General features: G+C 43.7%; 13 protein-coding genes. 2 read left to right on the top strand and 11 right to left on the bottom strand.

The window, feature by feature from the left end; genetic code table 11:
- Window positions 1–136 precede the first annotated feature (136 nt).
- On the top strand, window positions 137–1876 hold the full coding sequence (locus PJIAN_RS14060; RefSeq protein ID WP_068706501.1) for a tannase/feruloyl esterase family alpha/beta hydrolase: 1740 nt from the start codon (window positions 137–139) through the stop codon (window positions 1874–1876).
- A 189-nt stretch (window positions 1877–2065) separates the two neighbouring features.
- Window positions 2066–3823, top strand: a complete 1758-nt coding sequence (locus tag PJIAN_RS14055; RefSeq protein WP_172795621.1) for an alpha-amylase family glycosyl hydrolase — start codon at window positions 2066–2068, stop codon at window positions 3821–3823.
- Between the two features lie 197 nt (window positions 3824–4020).
- On the opposite strand, the gene PJIAN_RS14050 is transcribed toward PJIAN_RS14055, so the two are convergent.
- The 11 genes from PJIAN_RS14050 to pafA all read right to left on the bottom strand — a co-directional run bounded on the left by PJIAN_RS14050 (window position 4021) and on the right by pafA (window position 21134).
- The gene (locus PJIAN_RS14050) at window positions 4021–4521 is read right to left on the bottom strand and encodes a hypothetical protein (protein ID WP_068706148.1); all 501 of its coding nucleotides are present in this window, start codon (window positions 4519–4521) and stop codon (window positions 4021–4023) included.
- Between the two features lie 54 nt (window positions 4522–4575).
- Window positions 4576–5073, bottom strand: a complete 498-nt coding sequence (locus tag PJIAN_RS14045) for a cupin domain-containing protein (protein ID WP_068706146.1) — start codon at window positions 5071–5073, stop codon at window positions 4576–4578.
- A gap of 207 nt (window positions 5074–5280) precedes the next feature.
- On the bottom strand, window positions 5281–6933 hold the full coding sequence (locus PJIAN_RS14040; protein WP_068706144.1) for a glycoside hydrolase family 43 protein: 1653 nt from the start codon (window positions 6931–6933) through the stop codon (window positions 5281–5283).
- Between the two features lie 54 nt (window positions 6934–6987).
- The gene (locus PJIAN_RS14035) at window positions 6988–7779 is read right to left on the bottom strand and encodes a rhamnogalacturonan acetylesterase (RefSeq protein WP_068706142.1); all 792 of its coding nucleotides are present in this window, start codon (window positions 7777–7779) and stop codon (window positions 6988–6990) included.
- Between the two features lie 65 nt (window positions 7780–7844).
- A complete protein-coding gene (locus PJIAN_RS14030; protein ID WP_084252427.1) occupies window positions 7845–9491 on the bottom strand; it encodes a glycoside hydrolase family 28 protein in 1647 nt (548 codons plus the stop codon).
- A 139-nt stretch (window positions 9492–9630) separates the two neighbouring features.
- Window positions 9631–11064: a glycoside hydrolase family 28 protein gene (locus PJIAN_RS14025; RefSeq protein ID WP_068706140.1), complete on the bottom strand. Its 1434-nt coding sequence runs from the start codon at window positions 11062–11064 to the stop codon at window positions 9631–9633.
- A 33-nt stretch (window positions 11065–11097) separates the two neighbouring features.
- A complete protein-coding gene (locus PJIAN_RS14020) occupies window positions 11098–12471 on the bottom strand; it encodes an MGH1-like glycoside hydrolase domain-containing protein (protein WP_068706138.1) in 1374 nt (457 codons plus the stop codon).
- 106 nt (window positions 12472–12577) lie between these two features.
- Window positions 12578–14581: a RagB/SusD family nutrient uptake outer membrane protein gene (locus tag PJIAN_RS14015; RefSeq protein WP_068706499.1), complete on the bottom strand. Its 2004-nt coding sequence runs from the start codon at window positions 14579–14581 to the stop codon at window positions 12578–12580.
- Window positions 14582–14600: 19 nt separating this feature from the next.
- Window positions 14601–17669 (bottom strand): SusC/RagA family TonB-linked outer membrane protein, encoded by a 3069-nt coding sequence (locus tag PJIAN_RS14010; protein WP_068706498.1) that lies wholly within the window; start codon window positions 17667–17669, stop codon window positions 14601–14603.
- 224 nt (window positions 17670–17893) lie between these two features.
- Entirely contained in the window at window positions 17894–19078 is a 1185-nt protein-coding gene (locus tag PJIAN_RS14005; RefSeq protein WP_068706136.1) for a glycoside hydrolase family 88/105 protein, read from the bottom strand.
- 403 nt (window positions 19079–19481) lie between these two features.
- Complete coding sequence (gene pafA, locus PJIAN_RS14000) at window positions 19482–21134, bottom strand: alkaline phosphatase PafA (protein WP_068706134.1); 1653 nt, start codon at window positions 21132–21134, stop codon at window positions 19482–19484.
- Window positions 21135–21199 lie beyond the last annotated feature (65 nt).

The raw sequence follows: 21199 nt of genomic DNA, 5'->3' as shown, positions 1-21199 counted from the left end.
ATTTTGATATATTAAGTAAATAAATAGTTTGTGCGTTGATATCTGATTATCAATGCGAACGAGCATGATTCGTTTTTGTATGTATAAAGGATGAAATTTTATCATGCGGCTTTCATTCGGTATTAATCTTAAAAACATGAGAAAAATAGGTAGTATTATTCTTGTATCGTTTCTTTTGATTGGAAATATGGCTTTTGCTCAGAACAAGACTATTTCCATCACAAAGGCCGATTTGACAAAAGTCGGTACCTCCATTGCTCCTTCACAGATAGGAGAGCCGGTAGGATCAGTAAAGTTGTATGAACCGCGCTGGATTGAAGCAACAGAAACTACTCCGGCTTATGCTGTAGTTGAAGGCTCCATCTTCCCTGTCGACCCACAAGGCTGGCCGATTAACTTCCGCGTACTCCTTCCGGCCAGTTGGACACAACATGCTATGCAAGCCGGTGGTGGAGGTATGAACGGAACCATTACGGTAAGAGAAGGTAGAAATCCATTGATCAATAAAGGCTTTGCGCTTTATGGAAGCGATTCCGGACACCAGGCCGGCGGCATGGGCTTCGGCGGACCGCAGCAAAAACCATTGGCTTCGGGACCTACTTCGGGCGATGAGTGGGCGATGAATGATGAGGCGATCAAAAACATGGGATACATGCAGATGAAAAAAACGCATGATGCAGCCATGGTGATTATGCAAAGATTGTACGGGAAACGTCCTGCTTACAACTACTACGTAGGAACTTCGCACGGAGGCCTCGAAGCTCTGACCGTTGCGCAACGTTATCCGAAAGATTATAACGGCATTATTGCAAATGTGCCTATTGTCAATTTCTCGAGCCTGATGTTGGCTCCCGAACTGATTCGTATTCGGGAAATACCTGCAAAAAACTGGGTTACTCCTGCCAAGGTGAGCACCATCCGTGCCGAATTCTTGCGTCAATGCGACAAACTTGACGGCCTTTCCGACGGTATTATCAATAACTACATGGCTGCCCGTGCTATTTTCAACGTAAACGATGGTATTGGCCCGAAAGATCCCTGGGCAGCATTGCGTGCTCCGAACAATACTGATCCCGATCCGTCGGATAAATCGACATCGGCAAAACTTACCAATGAACAGATCAAAACGATGGAGTTTGTGTACAGTAACTATAAGTTTGCGACTCCTTTGGCCAACGGCGTAAAAAGCTTTGGCATGTGGCTTCCCACGATTGAACCTGATGGTTTTGGAATGATTGACGGCCGTCGTTACAAAGGACAGGAGGGCGCTGCTGAAAACGCACAAATCCACAATTTTATGGGTACACTGGGTGTGACAGGATTCCTTATGCAGGATATTAAGGCCAACCCGCTCGATTATGTTGAAGGTGGTAAATGGAATGATCGTCGCAAATTGCTCTCTGAATGGCTTGATTCTACCAATCCAGATCTTTCGGCTTTCTATAAAAACGGTGGAAAAATGATTCTTACCATCGGCACAATGGATAATATTGCATCGCCGGGTGCTCAACTTGACTATTACCAGTCGCTGCTTGACAAAATGGGTCGTCCTACAATTGACAAGTTTGCTCGTATGTACGTTGTGCCTCAAGCCGGTCATGGTTTGTCGGGACGCAGCTATAAGATGAACGGTGAAGGCAAGCCTGTGGATGTGAAAAATATCCCGTCTCCCAACGGTGATGATAATATGGATATGCTGGTCAACTGGGTGGAAAAGAGACAGGCTCCGGCAAAAACGCTGATGGTCGATACAAAAGGCCGGATCAGCCCGAAACAACAAGGTGCGGGTTATTTGTTGTGTTCCTATCCCAACTATCCGAAATATGTTGGCGGTCCTGCCGACCAGGTTTCTTCGTACGTCAGCGCCGATAAATAGCCTCTGGAAATACTGGTTTTCTACTGGTAGCGGGATGCTCCCGGGAATATGATTGAAAATAGAAGCACTTTGCTTTTGTGTGGTTTAATGCCAAAGCCACAGAGAAGTAAAGTGCTTTTTTATTGGTCAGCTATTAAAGTTATCGTATCTTTGAAACTTCCTTACAGTTATAACTTTAACCTTTTACTCATGAAAAATAACGGTCTTCATATCGTGTTCTTTATTTTGCTTGCTCTGCTTTCATTTCAACGTGTCGAAAGTCAGACGCAGGAAGCAAATAGAATAACGGGTAATTACACAATTCCCGATTGTCCTGATTGGGCTAAAAATGCCGTATTTTACCAAATTTATCCTCAAACATTCTACGATTCTGATGGCGATGGCATAGGCGATCTCAAAGGAATTACCCAAAAATTGGATTATATCAAAAGTCTTGGCGTGGATGCTATTTGGCTCAATCCTTTTTTTGAATCTCCGTTTTGTGATGCCGGATACGATATTTCAGACTACTATAAGGTAGCACCCCGTTACGGCACCAACGACGATGCCAAAACTTTGTTTGCAGAAGCTCATAAAAGAGGGCTTCATGTCTTGTTCGATTTTGTGGCAAGCTACACGTCTATGGATCATCCGTGGTTTAACGCCTCCGCTCAGCAACAGAAAAACCGCTATTCAAATTGGTATATCTGGACGGACAATATCTGGACAAATCCTCCGCGCAGGTATCTCGATTCGTTTGTAAAGGGATATGGCACTCGCAACGGTCAGTATATGCGGAATTTCTACTATTGTGAACCGGCTCTCAATTATGGGTTTGCATTGCCCGATACTGCCTGTAAATGGCAGTTGCCGACCGACCATCCCGATGTGATGTCGATGCGCGAAGAGATGAAGAATGTAGTGCGTTTCTGGATGTCGCTCGGTGCCGACGGTTTTCGTGCCGACATGGCGGGCGCACTGGCCAAAACCGCGAATATTCAGGGTAATCAGCAGTTTTTCAATACGCATGAAGATGCCACTAAAAAGTTCTGGAAAGAGGTGCGGGCGATGCTGAAAAATGAGTATCCGAATGCTTTCACGGTATCCGAATGGTCCTATCCTCTCGATGCGCTTGATGGTTGTTTCAATGCCGACTTCTTCCATTGGTTTGACGGCTACAACGACCTTTTCCAAAAAGAAGGCTGGCGTATTCTGAACGGAGTTTCCGAAGGTCACAGCTATTTTGATGTGGAAGGGAAAGGCGATATCAAACATTTTCTCGACAACTTCATGGTTCAGTATAATCCGACCAAAGGAAAAGGCTATATCAGCCTGCCGCTCGGTAATCACGATAATGCGCGTCTAGGAAACAAGCGCAGCGATGATGATCTGGAGATTATTTATGCATTCGGATTGACCATGCCGGGCGTTCCGTTTATCTATTATGGTAACGAGATAGGGATGAAGCAAATGCCTTCCGACTGGCCGCAGGTGGAAGGAGCCTACCGTCCCCGAAACGGAGCCCGCACGCCCATGCAATGGACATCGGGCAAAAATCTCGGCTTTTCGACGGCAGCATCCGAAAAGCTATATTTGCCTGTGGATTCCGCAATAAATGCGCCCAATGTTGCAGACGAAGAGAAGGTTCCTAATTCCTTGTTAAACAAAACACGTAAACTGATTGCCCTGAAACATACCGAACCGGCACTTGCTAATTATGCCGAATTTATCCCCTTGTTTGCACAGTCGAAAACCTACCCGTTTGTGTATGCCCGTGCCAACAACAAAGATGTCGTGCTTGTTATTCTGAATCCGTCGGGGAAAGAAGCCACAGCTAGTTTTGATCTCCCGCTGAAATATGTGAAAACATCAGTACTGGCAGGAAAAGCGTTGAAGTTACAGAAAAAGGACAACACGGTAACTGTTACTGTTCCGGGACAGACCTATTCCATTCTCAAACTGTTGTGAATTTGATTTGCTGATCCTTATTCGGTTTTTGTGAGTAAGGTAGGTATATAAATAGACAAAGCCTTAATGCTGCGTTCCACCTTCAACCGAAGGCCCCGACTTATGCATTAAGGTTTTGTTGTCTAAACTATCAAGGACGTTGAAATGTCCAGATTTAATTTGATTACGAATTGTATTTCGCCTATACAGACTGACTTTTAGATTGCTTCCAATGCGATAAGGTTGATGGTTGCGGTTTTATCCAGCAAAAGAAGCGGTATGTTGATCAGATCAATGGAGTAAAAGGTACAATTATTATCTGGTTGTGATGAAGAAGTTGAATTTGTTGAGCTGAAAGGTCGTGTCACTGTGGCTAACTCCTTGTGGTTGGCATCAATGAAGATCATCTTGATTTTCTTCTCATTGTCTCTCCCAGCCCTCTTTTTGAAATTCTCTACAATCAGGGCTTTGTTGGTGACAAATTCCAGATGATACGACTCGTATCCATAGCCATATCCAGCTTGATAAACAGCATCGAGATAAGATTTTTTTTCGGCCTGTTTAATAAGTATCTGATCCGTTACTTCAAGATTCGTAGTGTCGGAATAAATCTGAAAATGCGTTTTTATTCCTCCCATTCCGGCGTATAACTGTTGCGCATGAAGGCTGCTGATAGAAATTATCCCTGCAACAAAAAGGAAAAATAGTGTTCGTTTCATATTTAATTGATTATAAGATTATGTGTAGTGTGACCGGGTTTGATAAATGAGCTTTTATTTCCATTCGTTTCTCCATTTTTCAGGAATTTTCTCCTCACCTTCAAAATAGTTCAGCGTTGCATCCTTGGCGAATATTTCGAATGAAGGAGCAATCAACAGTTTGTTGGAATCAGGATATTCGCACACATCAAATCCGATATAAGTTCTGATGTCAAGGAATGTGCACGGAGCATCCGTGTGGTTGTAAAGCTGATGAGCGCCTGACTCTCCCATTTCAAAAAACAGAATGTCGCCCACGCTAACAGTATCAAAACCATTAGGAGTTCTCAGCGTACACGAGCCTGAAAGTATTACAAACAGCTCTTCCGAAAAACGATGAAAATGATAAGGAGCAGAGCATTGTTGGGGTTGTAGTAAGCGGATGTCAAAATTGAGATTTTTAGGATTGACCCCCTTCATAACTCTCGATTGTTCCGTAAAGATTTTGAATCCGTCTATTTTGTTGGGACTCTCGCTAAAGTTCCGCTCTTCGCTTTTAATAATGGTTGCCATAGTCAAAAGTATTGAGTTCGCAGACGAACGATGATGTGGGTGATGCACGACGCCAAATATACGTTTATTTTGCCAACAAAAAGTAGCTAAGAATAAGAAATAGCCTGATTTGATCTGATTTGTAACTTGCTTGTTTGTAAAGGTAAAACAAAAGGCTGCTTCATACAAAACGATGAAGCAGCCTTTGTGAAAAGAAATATAAAAATTTTACTTGTCAATGCGGAACCAGTCCACATCGGTATATCCTGAGTCGTTGATAGCCTTGGGGCGGATGCAGTATAGTCCCACTTTTGCGCCTATCCACATTCCTTCACGTGCTTTGAACGATTCTCCGAAGGGTAGGAACTTCTTTCCATCCAGACTATAGCTGAACGTGCAGGTGCCTGTCGGTTGCAGAATGCCCTCTTTGTTTTTGTTTCGACTCTGTTTGATATCGACCTTAAGAAAAACGGTTGATTGTTTCAAATCAATTGAGGCATGGTTGGTTTCTGCTGCTCCTTTGTCGGCCTTTAGACAAGAATTTTGGGTTAAAATCAGCCCGTTTTCTCCGTTTTCGATGCCGATGGTGGCGTAGTCCATTCCCATTACCACCAGTCCGGTTTTCTCCCCTTTGTACATCGGGTTAAATGTCAGCTTGGTCGTTGCGCTGAAATTGGGTGCCGGAAATTTTTGTAACAAAAGGTTAGGTGCATCCCACAGGTTTTTAGCTTCACCCAGCAACTGCCATGAGAAGAGACGCATGTAACCTTTATTGCCGGCGTAGAAAGCCCACAGCGGATTCGGGTTGGCTTGCCATTGCCATTGTTTACCAAGCGTTAGTTCGTCAAACTCATCGCTCTCTATCGGATTGACCGCCGGGTATGTTTTGCTTACATCCGGTTTTTTATAGGTGGACACCGGAGTGCCACAGCCTTTTCCTTCTTTGTCGATGCCGATTACCGGCCAGTCGTTCACCCATTTCATTGGCTCCAGCAACACCACGCGGCCGTAGGCATACAAATCCTGAAAATGAATAAACCAATCCTGTTTGCCATCGGGAGTATCTACCCAACCACCCTGATGAGGACCGTTGATTTCCGATTTTCCCTGAGCCATTACGATGCGTTCTTCGTAGGGTCCGTAAACGCTTTTCGAACGCATGGCCAGTTGCCAGCCCGGTTTTACGCCACCGGCAGGACACATAATGTAATAGTAACCGTTGCGTTTGTAAAACTTGGATCCTTCGGTAGTAGAATGATTGGGGTGTCCGTCGAATACCAGCCGGTCTTCGGAGATAGCTTTGGTACCTTCGGCATTCATTTCGAATACGGCTAACACACTTTTCATCCCTGCACGGCTTCCGGCAAAGGCATGCACCATATAGGCGCGTCCGTCTTCGTCCCACAGTGGACAACAATCGATTAATCCTTTCCCTTCTTTTACCATGGTGAGCGGTTCCCACGGACCGGCAGGATTTTTAGCTTTGGTCATATACAATCCGGCATCGGGATCGCCTACGTATATATAAAATTCGTTGTTGTGATAACGAATGCTGGGCGCCCAGATACCATTTCCGTGTTGCATCTTATCGAAACGTTCTGTCGGTGGAACCTTATCAAGTGCATACCCGAGAATCTCCCAATTGACCAGATCTTTCGAGTGAAGAATGGGCAGGGCAGGGGCATTGGCGAACGAAGAGGCTACCAGATAATAGTCATCTCCGACACGGCAAACATCAGGATCGGAATAGTCGGCATAGATAACAGGATTTTTGTACAATCCGTTGCCCAAATCGGGTTGCCATACCTTTGAAGTATAGTTTTGACCGCTAACTGCGAGAGAGATAGAACAAAGTCCCGCAAGGAAAAAAGATTTTATCATAATACTGTTTTGTGTTCAATGTTTATAAGTACACAATTGCTGATGGTATTTCCGTTATTTTAATTCGTTAAAAGGTTGGGTAAAGGTTACTTTTACCTCTTTCTCGGGACGAAGATTATCGGTAAGCGATTTAAGACCCAACGTTTTGAATCCTTCCACAGCCATTTTAGCTACCTCCATGGCGCCATCTACCGACATGTGCGTGTCGTCTTCCCGGCCTTTGGGAGCCAGTTTGTACACGCCCGGAGCAATGTGCAGGAAGAGTTTCTTCGACTCTTCCGGGCCTTTGCTTTCGATTAGTGCCCGTGTGGTAAGCTGCAAGTCAATAAAGGCCACATTCTCTTCTTTAGCCAGCTTACGAATTTGTTCGGGATATTGCCCGTGCTGATCGACAAATTTGCCGTTTGCATCAAACTTGCGACGTTCTATCGGGGTACAGATAATCGGAGTGGCTCCTTTTGCCTGTACATCGGCAATAAATTTTTTGAAGTTGGCCTTGAAATCGTAGAGGGTAGTGCCGCGATCGGTATCTACCTTTTCATCATTGTGTCCGAACTCAATGATTACGTAATCGCCAGTACTTACACGGCTCATCAGTGTATCCCAGCGTCCTTCCCTGATGAATGAACGGGTGCTGCGTCCGTTGCGGGCATGGTTTTCGACGATTACATTTTCGTTGAAATAGGAGGGAAGCACCATTCCCCATCCGCGTTCGGGATTCCCCTCTATGGGTTTGTCGGCCATGGTGGAATCGCCGGCCATAAATATTTTGATAGGCTTTGGTTTCGCCGCAATCAGCACGGTCAGCACCGCGACGATAGAAAGCAATATTGAGAATTTCTTCATAATGAGTGATTGGAAAATTGTGTGTGTTCAACAACACAATGTATCAGTTATACAGGTGGATTTATTTACCAACCCCGCACTTCAACAGAATCTTTTGATGCGTGGTCGCTCCAGTTAATGTTTTTGTAAGTGATTCCGGCCGAACGTTGTATGGAAATATACTGACTGTTCATTCCACTGACATTGATAATAGGTTTGTTAGCGTCAGGAAACATGATGTTGACCAGCGTGATGTATTGAGAGTTGTTGATAATCAGATTGGGTGTCGACGGAGTTTTAAGCACAACGTTAGTCAGCGTTACATTGGTCGATTCGCTGATTTTTCCTCCTTCATTGGCAACAAACATTCCGTTCTCGAGCGAAATGTTTTCGAGATTCATCTCCGGCAATCCGTTGAAGAATAACGCTCTTTTAGCTCCGTTACACGTTATGTTTTTCATGGTAATATCCTTGAAAACAGGTGTCGTTTCGTCGGCTTTCACCTTTTCGTCCTTGTTTTTACTTCCTCCGTAAAACAGGTCGAACAAGACGGCATCTCCCACGATGTCGTTCATGTTGATATTTTCGATGGTGATGTTTTCGACAACGCCGCCACGTCCGCGGGTACTTTTGAAGCGCAGACCTGCATCGGTACCCTTGAAGTTACAGTTGGTAACCTTCACGTTTTTTACACCACCCGACATTTCGCTGCCAACCACAAAACCTCCGTGAGCATGATACACTGTACATCCGTCCACAATGAGGTTCTCTGTTGGAATACCGCGTTTGCGGCCCGATTCGTTTTTGCCCGATTTCACACAAATACCGTCGTCGCCTACATTGAAAGTGCTTTTGTAGAGAACTACGTTTTTACAGGATTCAATATCTATGCCGTCGGTGTTTTGTCCCCATGCAGGATTTTGTATGTTGACGTTGGAAATAATCACATTTTGACACATGAGCGGGTGAACGGTCCACGAAGGTGAATTCTGGATGGTAACCCCCTCTATCAGCACATTTTTGCAATTCACCAGATCGACCATGATGGGGCGCAGGTAATCCTTGATTGCTTGCCATCCGGCTTCATCTTTTACATTGGGGACATTTTGGTCGGTAGATAGCTGGCTGCCTTTGTAGGCTCCTTCGGAAGGCCACCAGGTAGATTTATTTTCGCTAAGCACTCCACCGGACGCAACCAGCGCGTTCCATTGAGCTTCGCTTACTTTTGATTTCTTTACCGGACGCCAGGCCTGTCCCGAGCCGTCGAATGTGCCTTCACCAGTGATGGCAATGTTTTGGGCACCATCTGCCGAGATGGGTTGCTGGCAACGGTAGGTCTCCAGTCCTTCGAAGTTGGCTTTGATGACAGGGTAAAGGCTTTTGTCGGTCGAAAAGAGGACGGTGGCCTCTTTCGCAGTATTGATACGCACGTTGCTTTTCAATACAATAGGGCCGGTAACCCAGGTTCCGGCAGGAACTTCAACTGTTCCTCCGCCTTTGGCAACAATGGCATTGATGGCTTTCGCAAAAGCCTGAGTATTGTCGGTTTTTCCATCGTTTTTTGCTCCGAAATCGACGATGGATACATTATTGGCAGGAAAAACCGGAGTTTTCACCTGTTCCATCTGAAAAGGAAGATTGGTATAAAGATAACCGGGGATATTGGTGGTGTTTTGTGCATTTACGGAGAGGAATAGGCCGGCACAAAGAGTTAAAAATGTGTGTTTAAACATAAATAGGATGATTTACAATTAAGAGTTTCAAAATTACTCAATTTTTAGAGTAAGCGGGCTTAGGTTACAGCAAAACTCATTGAACAAGGTGTATAAGACTTTGTTCAATGAGTTGGGCGAATAATGATTTTTAAGTCCTTTATTTTGTTAATGGAGAAAACACAGTTGAGATTTTTTTCGAAGAAATAATGGTGTTATTGATGCGTACGTTTTCGAAATTTACGTTTACAGCACCCTTAATATCGTTCGAGTTGTATTTCACTCCACGAAAATCGCAATTCTTCAGGTTGATGTTGTTTACACAGTTGGCATCTTCCAGCCCGTCGATGCTTACACCATAGTTACTTTGCTGGCAGGTGACATTTTCGAGATTGACATTACGAACCACCGGCACATAACCGCGTTTGCACGGTTCGTTAGGTTCGTACTGCAAGTCGATTTTCAGCACGGCTTCTTTACACTGGCCTACTTTAACGTTGCGTGCAAATACGTTTTCGACAACACCGCCGCGGCAGGTATTCGATTTGATGCGGATGATGCGGTCGAGTTCGGGACTATCCATTTCGCAATTTTCTACGTAGAGGTTTTTGTAGCCACCCGAAATTTCACTTCCTACAACCACGCCACCGTGTCCGGCTTTCATCTTACAGTTGCGCACGATGATGTTTTCGCTCGGGATGTTCCAGCGGCGACCGTCGTTGTTGCGTCCCGATTTGATAGCAATGCAGTCGTCGCCGTCATCGAATGTGCAGCCTTCAATCAATACGTTCTTGCACGACTCAGGATCGCAACCGTCACTGTTGGGTCCGAGACTTTCGATGGTAACGTTGCGAACGGTCAGATCGTTGGTTAAAAGCGGATGGATTACCCAGAAAGGAGAATTCTGTAATGTTACGCCTTCGATTTTTGCTGTATTGCATTGTACAAAGTTGATGAGTTGCGCGCGGAGATAATTCCCTTCGCCCATCTGGCGCTTTTCAACCGGGACATTCTCTTCGCTCATTTTCATCAGAGCCGCACGACCGGTAGTTTTTTGCGAAGGTTCGCCATCTTTGTATCCAAACAGCTTGTTGCCATTCCAGTTCCACCATGCCGTGTTTGACCCCTGACCATTGATGATTCCCTTGCCGGTAATAGCAATGTTGGTTGCTTTGAAAGCATAAATCAACGGGTGATAATTGTAGCAATCGAGACCTTCCCAACGGGTGAGTACGGTAGGCAGATATTCAGCATAATTGGTGGTGAAACGTAATTCGGCACCTTCTTCGATACAGAGATTGACATTACTTAAAAGAGTTATCGGGCCGGTAACGTACACGCCTTTGGGAACGATTACTTTACCACCGCCCTTTTTGTTACAGGCCACGATGGCGGCATTGATTGCCTTCGTATTCTTAATACTTGGATTTTTTTCTGATGCTCCGTATTTTACGACGTTGAAACTTTTGTCGGGGAATGAGGTCTGCTTGATGCTTTGGGCAAGTTGTGCCATATCCTCCCAGGGACCTGCATAAACGCTACAAAACGATGCGAGAAAAATTACCGCAAATAATGAAAGAAGTTTCTTTTGCATAATTAATAAATTGGTTATTGATGTGGTTAGTGTTTAGAATTCAGTGATGAAAGGTTTGCCATCCATCCAGGCAATCATGTTCAATACCAGTAGATTCCAGTTCTGAAAGCCGGTATTAAGCACAGGTTCTCCGTTTTCGGGCAAATAATATTCGTGTAAAGCTCCGAAGCGTTCATAATCGCGACCAAGTAACAGAATTGTCTTTTGAGCCAGTTCGCGGGCTTCGTCAGTATAGTTGTAGTTAACCAGTCCACGGAATGTCAGGTAGTTGGCAATAATCCAGACCGGACCTTGCCACGACGAGGGATTACCACTGGCACGGACGTTGTACATTTTTTCAAGCTTCGATAGCGAACGAATGCCGGCAGGAGCATTGAAAGTCGCTGTGTCACGGTAATGAACTACCATCCGTTTTGCCTGTTCCTGTGTTGCAATACCGGCCCACATAGGCAGAAAGCTGCTCCATACATCGAAACGTTGCAAGAGGCAATCGTAGTTCCGGGGTTGCCCCACGTGCAGGATCAGCATGTTCGGTTGAAGCGATTTGATGTCAGGCTTCTCAACCGGTCTAAGATTGAGATCTACGCTATAGAAAGTACCATCACGCGGATCCCAGCAATTATTTTGTATAGCATTGTAGAGGTTGTTTCCCTCTTTTTCATATTGACGGGCGATCTCGTCGAGGTGGAGGCAGGAAGCCAGATAAGCCATGGCTTTCACTTCCTTGTACATCATTACGTTGAGGAAGATAGAAGCCGAACTTTCATCGGGACGGAAGAAAGTGGAAGGATCGTTGTCTACACCAATGGCTTCATCGGTCTCCCAGTACATTAGTCCGGTAGCTTTGTGCCTGTGAAAGTTGAGGTATTTGTCGACAAATGCTTGCAGCTGATAGAAATTTTCGCGCAGCCATTCGGCGTTATTATTGTTGTATTTGGTGATGAAAGCTGCATGTTGAGCTAGTTGAGGCTTGTGCATGTTGCTTTTCCATGGATTTCGTTTAGACAGCATTTCGGCACGAGAAGGAGCGTTGCGCTCTATCCAGATGGGAATCCATCCATCCATGCCGCCATAGCTCAAGAAGTTGAGTACGCAGCCCTCTTCGTATTGAAGAGCCTGTTGTTTGTCTTTTTCGGTCCCGTTTTCGAGCAGAATTTGTTTCAGGGCAACATTACTTAACCACGAGTCCCAGTCCCACAGCATATCGAGATATTGGGAACTCCCGGGAGCAAGAAACGGATATTTTAGCGCACCGCCGGGTTCGCGGTACATTCCTTTCATCTCTTTGTAAATGTGACTTTTGCATACCTCTTTATATTTCAGGATATTAGAAGGTGTGTTTTCTGGCATTTGTGCAAAAAGGACAAGCGAAAAAGCCCAGAGAGGAAATAGTATCAATCGTTTCATGCCTTAAATTGAGATTGTTACAAAAATACTGTAGAAAAGATAAAAACAATAATCTGACTTTAAAAAGCCAGATTATTGTTTTATGAGAGTTGATCGTAATCGATAATTAATATCCTGTGTTTTGTTTGAAATCTTCTTTATTCGAAACAGCATCGATTTGAGCTTGCGGAATCGGACGCAGATAATGAATATCCTTCACCTGTCCCGAAGCCTGAGCGTTGTAAGCTTTTACCCGGTCAACCAATGTGTGTGTACGTTTCAGGTCAAACCAGCGTTGTTGTTCGCCGCACAACTCCATGGCACGTTCATCAAGAATAGTGTTGATGGTTACGGTTCCGGAAATAGAGTTGTCTTTGCCCGAGATAGCACGTTTTGCACGTAATAGATTGAGGGTATTAAGCGCACCTCCATTATCTCCGCTTGCTAACTGGCACTCTGCCTTGATCAGGTACATTTCTGCAAGGCGTAATACGATAGCATCGCGAAAAGATATATCATTGGTAGGATATTTGGGATCATATACATTGTCCAGGAATTTTTTGATGCCGGGATAAGAACACCATCCTCCGATTTTGTAAGTATTGTAACGGGTATCTTTGTAGACATCAGAGCTTGCTTTTGCTGCTTCGGTCGGTTTAGCGGTAGCCGGGTCTGAAGATGTGTACACGGGAATATCTCCGTTGTTCAAGAACTGAATACGGTAACGGTTCTTAGCCCACGCCTGTTTAGCAAGACCTGCCGGAGAATTACCGTCTAACGGACAATAATAAATTGCTGTGTCCTGCATATTGGGGTATTTTGTAGAACTACCTTCCAAACCTTTGGCGATGGTATACGCTTCCAAAAGGGTAGCGTTAGTACGTTGGTCGGTTGCACGGTATTTGTCAAACAGTTTCCACAAATAGACAGATGGGAGATAACGGGTGAATCCACGTCCGTAAGGTGAGTAAGTATCGGCTACATAAACACTTTGTTTGGTTTTTGTGTTGGTCACGTACATGGTTTTGTCCGTTCCTAAAGTACGAACGAATACTTCTTTGCCGTCACCACCCAAATCAGATGCTCCGTTGTTCCACATGGATACAAACATCAATAACATAGCACTACCTCCGCGAGAGTAACCGGTTCGGGTAATCAAACCATTGTATGACAACGTACTTCCACTTGCATCGGTTTTGTAACGATAAGGAATGCAGTTTACAGTTGTTGTCAGGTCGTAATCGTATCTCACACCCCAAATTGATTCTTTGTTGGTGGCAATATCTTCGTTCTTCATCGACCAGGTGTCTGCATAATTATCGTAGAATGAAGCAATATTACTTCCGATTACCGCTTCGGCTTCCGCTTGTGCCAAGGCATAGAGATCTTTTCCTGTATAACTGGTGTTGGTAGTGATGCTGTTTTTTCCTAACCATGAAGCAGCATATAACAATACACGAGCTTTCAACGCACGGGCAGCCCAGTAGTTGGCTCTGCCGTCGGTCTTTACTTTGTAATTAGCAGCATTGAAAGCTTCGATCGATTTGTCCAGGTCGGCCAACATGTTGCTGTAAACCTGTTCTTCGGGCATACGGGATGCTGTGGTTACTACCTTGTCAAAAGGAACAGTGTTGTAAGGAACCGGTCCCCATATATTCACCATGTGCCAGTAATAAAAGGCGCGTAAAAAATAAGCCTCACCGAGATATTGGTTGCGGGCAGTTGCACTGATGGCCGTGTTCTTGGGAATATAAACCAGAGCATTGTTGCAAGCATCAACTGCGCAATAAAACATTTCCCAATATTGATCCAAACATGGGTTATCAGCAGTGTTGTCATCGAGACTCTGAGCCGTGATGTTGTATGAGTTCAAGGACTTTTGCTTGTTGTCATAACCATAGTAAAAGAGGTCGGTTCCCATCTCTGAGAGACCTAATCCGGCTTCTTTACCGTACCATCCACGCGAAAAGCTATAGCAGGAGGCCATTAACCCTTGAATTCCGGAAGATGTAGAGTAAGCGAGATCGGCTGTTTGTCCGGCTTTGTTATCTTCCTCCAAGAAACTATTACAGGATGTAAATCCCAATGAAATGGTTAAGGCTGTTAAGGATATATAGATGTATTTTTTCATTTTGAGTTGATATTTAGGATTAGAAATCAAGATTAAGACCTACTACTACTTGTTTTGCCAAAGGGAAGGCAATGGAACCACCGCGTTCTGGGTCATAATTATCTATTTTGCTGAAAGTGATAAAATTCTTTAGTGAGGCGTAAATTTTTAATCTTTCAATGCCCACGTTAGACAATAATTTCTTCGGCAGAGAATAGCTAAGGTTGATCTCTTTGATTTTTACATAATCAGCTTTTTCATACATTAATGACGAACCGTAGCTGGCGAACATTGCACTTGGAGCGCCCGGACTCGGGAATTTGGCGGTTACGTTAGTTGGTGTCCAATAATCAATATCTCCCCAGTTAGCCGACTCGTAGTTGAGCTGAGAGTTCATTCCATAAGAAATATAACCACCTAAACGAGCATATACAAGTACCGACAAAGAGAAATCTTTGTATGTGAAATTGTTGTTCATGCCAATAATGTGCTTAGGAGATTGATTGTAGATGTATTTATCGTTATCATCAAATTTTCCATCATCATTGCTGTCTATCAATTTGAGCGTTCCGGGGGTGCCATATCCAGAAGGATAGCCTATGGTTTGCCCTTGATGACGAGATTGCCAATCGGTCAGAAAATTTGCATATTCTCCAACATTCCAACAACCATTCGATTTGTAGTCGTAGTAGATTTTTACGGGCTGACCTACAATTTGACCTATAGTTCCGTTAATGTTTTTCGTTACACCATCCGTTAATTTGGTGATTTTATCAGTTGATGAAGAATATGACCAATTGATATCCCAAGAAAAGTTTTTGTTTTTTACAACTAGCGTATTTAGCGCAACTTCTATACCATGGCCTTTGGTTTCTCCAATATTGGCGATAACGCTGGGATATACCGAGGAAGCAGGTGCAATTTTTTGATACAATAAATCGCTGGTATGACTCGTGTAATATTCAATAGATCCGGAGATGCGATTATTGAGGAATCCGAAATCAACGCCGAAGTTATAGGCCTGAGTAGTTTCCCATTTCAAATCTTTATTACCTAAAGAGCTTGGCAAATATCCGGCAATAGAACTGGTGCCCATATAATAATAAACAGGGTTATAACCCAGTGCAGCTAAAGTGCTGTAAGGATCAACAGCGGCATTACCGGAAATCCCCCAGGAAGTACGTAATTTTAAATTACTTAACCATTTAACATCTTTCAGGAATGATTCATCATTCATTCTCCAGGCAAGAGCTGTGGATGGGAAGTACCCCCATTTGTGTCCGTCGGCAAGAGTTGACGAGCCATCAGCACGAAGAGAGGCGGTTAACAGATATTTATCGTTAAATTTATAATTCAAACGGCCGAAGAATGATAGCATTGACTGCTTAACATACGTACTTTTAACGGTTGGAGTAGTAATTTTGGTTACATCATAAAACAGATTGGTGTAATAGTGTTCGGCACCGCATGAACCATAGGTGTTGAGAGATTCTGATACATTTTGATTTAGACTTTGTCCTATTAATGTTGTCAGGTCGTGTTTTGAACCTCCGAAGTTAGTGTTGTAGTTCAGGGTGTTGTCCCATGTGAAGCCGGTGCTTTTGTTAGACCCTAAGGAAATATAGCTTGTGTGAGGAGATTGATAGCGTTCTACACTTTCAAAGTCGATGTATTGTCCGTTACGGCTGGTGGAACGGTCAACAGCAAAGTTTGATTTAAAAACCATATTTTTAATTGGAGTCACTTCCAGATAGCTGCTGCCGAAGAAGCGGGTCGACTCTGTATTGTTTGCATAAGCTCCGTCTATCTGATCGAGAAGCGGGTTGCAGTGTGCAGCGTAACGGGGATTCGGAGCTGCAATGAGAGTTCCGTCGGCTGTATAAGGATGAGTGATAGAGGTCATCTTCAAAGATTGTGAATATACGCTACTGCTTGCAGCATCATTATCTTTATAAGTATACAAAATGCTTGCTCCGGTTTTGAAATATTTACTGATCTTATGGTCGATGCTCATTTTGACATTGTAACGGTTTTGTTTGTCATTTTTCTGCAAACCTTCGTCGAACATGCCACCAAGAGAGAGACTGAAATTGGTTTTTTCGTTGCCTCCTGAAACTGAAGTTTCCACATTTTTAGTCAGGCCGTTTTGCATAATAATATCCAGCCAGTTAGTGTAGGATTTGTCCTGATAAATACCATATTCAGTGAAATCGGCCAGACTTTCCGTCAATACATTTTGAGGAGTCAAATTACTTGTGCCCCATTTTCCGGAAAGAGCATCGGCTTGATAATTGGCCTTGTCAACCAATCGTTGAACTTCTTTGTCTCCGTACATAACTTTTGGTACGTTGGTCGGAGAGTTGAATGAGAGGTAGGAATTGACACTTACTTTGGTAGCTCCCGATTTCCCTCTTTTCGTAGTGATGATGATTACACCGTTAGCACCCCGGGTACCATAGATAGCTGTAGAAGAAGCATCTTTCAATACTTCCATAGATTCGATATCCGAAGGGCTAATGTCGAGGGTTGAACCGTATTCCACACCGTCGACCAGAATAAGGGGAGAGTTGCTTGCAGTGATGGAACGGTTCCCGCGAAGTTGAATGCGTACACCAGCTCCTGCCTGACCGCTCGATTGCATTACGTCCAGTCCAGGAACACGAGCCTGCATTGCCTGCATTGCATTGCTGGTAGATGTTTTTGCTATTTCGTCCGCTTTTACGGAAGCAACTGATCCGGTAAGGTCTCTTTTCTTAACTACGCCATAACCGATTGCCACTACTTCATTCAGAGCAATGGAGCTTTCTTTTAGCGTAATCGTCATTGGTTTTCCGGTGATAGGAACTTCAAGTGTTTCCATCCCGATGTAGGAGACTACTAAAGCCTTGGCAGAGGCCGGTATGGATAAATTGAAATTTCCGTCTACATCCGTAATGGTTCCTGTACTACTGCCTTTAATGACAACACTGGCTCCAATAACGGCATCTCCTTTTCCGTCTTTCACGGTTCCGCTAACAGACTTGGCTTGTCCCCAGGCCGTAACAGCCATTGTGGACATAACCATAATACACAGATAGTGTGTGAGTTTTCTTTTCTTTTTTGTTTGCATGGTTGTTAAATTTAAGAAATTGAGGTTATTTAGGCGAATAACTTTCTGGTCAGACATGAGCTTTATTCTGCTCATTTCCTTTTTTATGCATCCGTGCTCGAACACGATAATTGCGTGCACGAACACGAAAGCGCAAATGTAATAATTTTTTTCAATTAAATAACAATGATGTTGATATTTTATTGTATATAAGGTTAATTATACACAATGGGAAAGCCTGTTTTTTATTTCGCAATCATTGCTAATTGACAGCACCAAAGAATGAAAGGTCCGATTACTTTCGGGTCGTTATCACGTTGGGGTTCGTGAATGTAGTAATCATATGTTCCGCTACGATAGGGGGTTCCTCCAAGTCCGGCAACAGCACAGGCCTTGGTTATGTTGTAGGAGCCGTCAGTGTCGATGCGGGTGGCATTTTTTATGAAAAGATTAAATGTTTTTTTTGAAATGGCAAAATAGCTCGGTTCTATATATCCCTTATTAGCCGCTTTGGTAATGGCATACATGAACATGGCGGTAGAAGAACTTTCCAGATAATTCCCTTCAGCTCCGGGTTTGTCGGTTACCTGATACCACAGTCCGGTTGTTTTGTCCTGATACTTTAACAAGCTCTTGGTCAGATTGCTGAATATGCGTTTGATGGCGGGGCGTTGTGGGTGATTCAGCGGTAGATAGTCCAGTACATCTACAATGGCCATCATGTACCATCCGATGCTGCGGCTCCAGAAGTTGGGAGAGCAGCCTGTTATTTTGTCTGCCCATTCCTGAGTTTTGCTTTCGTCCCAGGCATGGTAGTAAAGTCCTGTTTTGGGATCGTATGTGTGTTTGGCAATTAAAAGGATCTGTTTTGCAACGTCATCAAATGTTTCTTTCTCATTAAAGCGCTTTGCATATTCAGCTAAAAAAGGCGATGCCATGTAGATGCCGTCGAGCCACATTTGATTTGGGTATATGGCTTTATGCCAAAATCCACCTTCGCTTGTTCGGGGGTGGGTCTTGAGTTGTGCCCGGAACGCTTCAATGGCTTTGTAGTATTTTAGTTTCAGCGTTTTGTCGTAGAGTGTAAAGATGAATTTGGCTCCGTTGATGCGGTCGAGACTGTTTTCTGATGCTTTATAGGTGAGAACATTTCCGTCGTTGTCAACCATGTAGTCTCCGAATTTCAGCACATAGTCATAGTAGGTTTTATCTTTTGTGAGGGCATTTAATTTTAATAAAGCAGAACACATCAGTCCCTGACAATAGTCCCATTTAGGAGTTTTGTTGAAATCGATCATCCAACCTTCAGGATTGCGTTTCATGTCTGATTGAGCCACGTTTGCAGCCCAGTTGAGATACATGGTGCGTGTTTGCGCAAAAACAGTGATGGTCAAAAGAAAGGATAGTGAAATCAAAAAGATTCGTTTCATGGTTTTTTGTGTAATGGTGTGTATGGTTACAAATTAAATCTGCTGCAAATTTATAAAAATAGATAAAGAATTATTCTATGTCCGGTGATTTTAAGTAGTATTTATCCCGAAACCGGTATCTCTATCAGTATTGAACCGAATAAACTTTTACTGATATTGTTTATAATAGTTTGTTTACTATAAAGATTAGAGGATTTAGAGATTGAAAAACGTGTCCGTACACGGAAATTTTATGCAAACATAAGCGAATATTTTGATAGAAGGATAATATTCGTGGTAATTTTTTTCGTTTTTATCTTTTATTGTGTTCTGTGTGAGGATAAACCAGAGGAAGAAGGGAGCGGTTTCGATAAAGAAGAAGGCTCCTGCCCGATGTGGATATCAGACAGGAGCCTTTTGCTTTTTATTTGTTGCAGATGGGTGTTATGGGTTGTCCAATGCACCCGTTAGGCATTTGTATGTGAAGCAGAGCAGCAACTGTGGCCGAAATGTCAGTCATATGTGTGGCTTGGGTGGTAAAACCGGGTTTTATTTTCCATCCCATAAATATAAGTGGTATATGGGTGTCATATGGATTCCAGACGCTGTGTGTTGTCCCCTTTTTTGAATAGTAGGGGAGCCATCCGGGTTTGGTGATCATAACGACCGAACCACTTCGTTGTTGGTTATAACCATTTATCATCATCTCTTTTACAATCGCAGGGATGGAGGTTGTGGAAATCTTATCCTGATCGGCAGCATACTGAATGCCATCCTGTTGCATCAGAAAATCTACTGTAGCGGCTTTGATTTTATCAAAATCCAGGTTGAGACTATCGATACGTGCTTTGTTGAAATATACCTGAAAGTTATCTACGGAAATAATCAGTTTGTCTCCGCCGAATTTTTGTTTTAACATGTCTCCGATAGAAGCATCAAAACCTTTTGAGAGAAATCCTGTTGGCATTTTATTTGATTCCAGAAAACCCTCTGCGTTTGCAGCACCGTGATCCGCAGTGAGAAATACAAGATAGTTGCCTTTGCCGATTTTTTGATCAAGATAGGAAAAGAAACCGGCAAGGTCGCGGTCAAGTCGGAGATAAACATCTTCGATTTCGATAGCATTGGGGCCTACCAGATGACCGGAATAGTCAGTAGATGCACAGTTTATGGTTAAAAAGTCACAGTTTTTTTCTTGCCCCAGTTTATAGCCGTCAATTGCAGCACGTGCAAACTGAAGTGTGAGAGTGTTGCCGAAAGGCATCTGGCGCAATGTTCCGTGATCGAGTTCATAGGCTTTTTTTGCATCGTAAGGGAATACGGGTTTAGCGGCTCCTTTCAGGGTACCTTCCCATGAAACGTCGTCGGCGGTGCTTTCGGTGTATTCGTTGATCGGTAGCAGTGTGTTCCATCCGTTAGCAAGCAATTTTTCAATGGGTTTTGATGCGTTGAAAGTATTAACCCAAGCAGGTAATTCCTTCATGTAATAAGTGCTTGTGATAAAGCGGCCTGTTGCGTCATCCATCCAGAAAGCCCCGGTAGGGTTATGTCCTGCCGGAATGATAGATGCCCGGTCTTTGAGAGAAACCCCAACCACTTTCGATTGGAAATTGGTAGCCATGCGCAGTTCGTCTGTAATGGTTGTGGCTAATAGTTTGCGGGGGGACATTTTGCCGGCTTTGCTTTCAGAACCGACACTGTTTTCTGTCTGATCGTCCGTGCAATAGACTGATTTTCCTGTTTTGTAGTCAATCCAGTCATTGCCGGCTATACCATGAATTGATGGAACTGAGCCGGTGAAAATGGTGGTGTGCCCAATTGCTGTTACCGACGGAATATAGTTGAGCATGGTGTTCTGACAGGCAAATCCCTCATTTAACAGGCGTTTGAAACCTCCATTTTCGTATTTGTTATAAAAGCGGTAGAGATAATCCCATCGCATTTGGTCAACAACAATTCCCACAACAAGTTTCGGGCGTTCTAACGGAGTTGCGGCGGGGGTACTTTTCTGTGCAAATAACATAGCACAGGTAACGATCAACATCACAGGTAGCGTTAAGCATTTTTTTATCATCATATTGCTTTTTAATGTGTGAAATAAATGCCCCCAGGTGCTATGTTCCGGTAGAGTGAAACATCAGT

Origin of the sequence: Paludibacter jiangxiensis (assembly GCF_001618385.1) — a bacterium.
Lineage (GTDB): Bacteria > Bacteroidota > Bacteroidia > Bacteroidales > Paludibacteraceae > Microbacter > Microbacter jiangxiensis.
This window is presented reverse-complemented; position numbering and strand designations above follow the sequence as displayed.

What these genes read in the sequence shown, in the direction of transcription:
- PJIAN_RS14060 (WP_068706501.1), top strand. Translation starts at nt 137, where the DNA reads ATGAGAAAAATAGGTAGTATTATTCTTGTATCGTTTCTTTTGATTGGA.
- PJIAN_RS14020 (WP_068706138.1), bottom strand. Translation starts at nt 12,471, where the DNA reads ATGAAACGATTGATACTATTTCCTCTCTGGGCTTTTTCGCTTGTCCTT.
- PJIAN_RS14005 (WP_068706136.1), bottom strand. Translation starts at nt 19,078, where the DNA reads ATGAAACGAATCTTTTTGATTTCACTATCCTTTCTTTTGACCATCACT.
- PJIAN_RS14055 (WP_172795621.1), top strand. Translation starts at nt 2,066, where the DNA reads ATGAAAAATAACGGTCTTCATATCGTGTTCTTTATTTTGCTTGCTCTG.
- PJIAN_RS14015 (WP_068706499.1), bottom strand. Translation starts at nt 14,581, where the DNA reads ATGAAAAAATACATCTATATATCCTTAACAGCCTTAACCATTTCATTG.
- PJIAN_RS14045 (WP_068706146.1), bottom strand. Translation starts at nt 5,073, where the DNA reads ATGGCAACCATTATTAAAAGCGAAGAGCGGAACTTTAGCGAGAGTCCC.
- PJIAN_RS14010 (WP_068706498.1), bottom strand. Translation starts at nt 17,669, where the DNA reads ATGCAAACAAAAAAGAAAAGAAAACTCACACACTATCTGTGTATTATG.
- PJIAN_RS14050 (WP_068706148.1), bottom strand. Translation starts at nt 4,521, where the DNA reads ATGAAACGAACACTATTTTTCCTTTTTGTTGCAGGGATAATTTCTATC.
- PJIAN_RS14030 (WP_084252427.1), bottom strand. Translation starts at nt 9,491, where the DNA reads ATGTTTAAACACACATTTTTAACTCTTTGTGCCGGCCTATTCCTCTCC.
- PJIAN_RS14040 (WP_068706144.1), bottom strand. Translation starts at nt 6,933, where the DNA reads ATGATAAAATCTTTTTTCCTTGCGGGACTTTGTTCTATCTCTCTCGCA.
- PJIAN_RS14025 (WP_068706140.1), bottom strand. Translation starts at nt 11,064, where the DNA reads ATGCAAAAGAAACTTCTTTCATTATTTGCGGTAATTTTTCTCGCATCG.
- PJIAN_RS14035 (WP_068706142.1), bottom strand. Translation starts at nt 7,779, where the DNA reads ATGAAGAAATTCTCAATATTGCTTTCTATCGTCGCGGTGCTGACCGTG.
- pafA (WP_068706134.1), bottom strand. Translation starts at nt 21,134, where the DNA reads ATGATGATAAAAAAATGCTTAACGCTACCTGTGATGTTGATCGTTACC.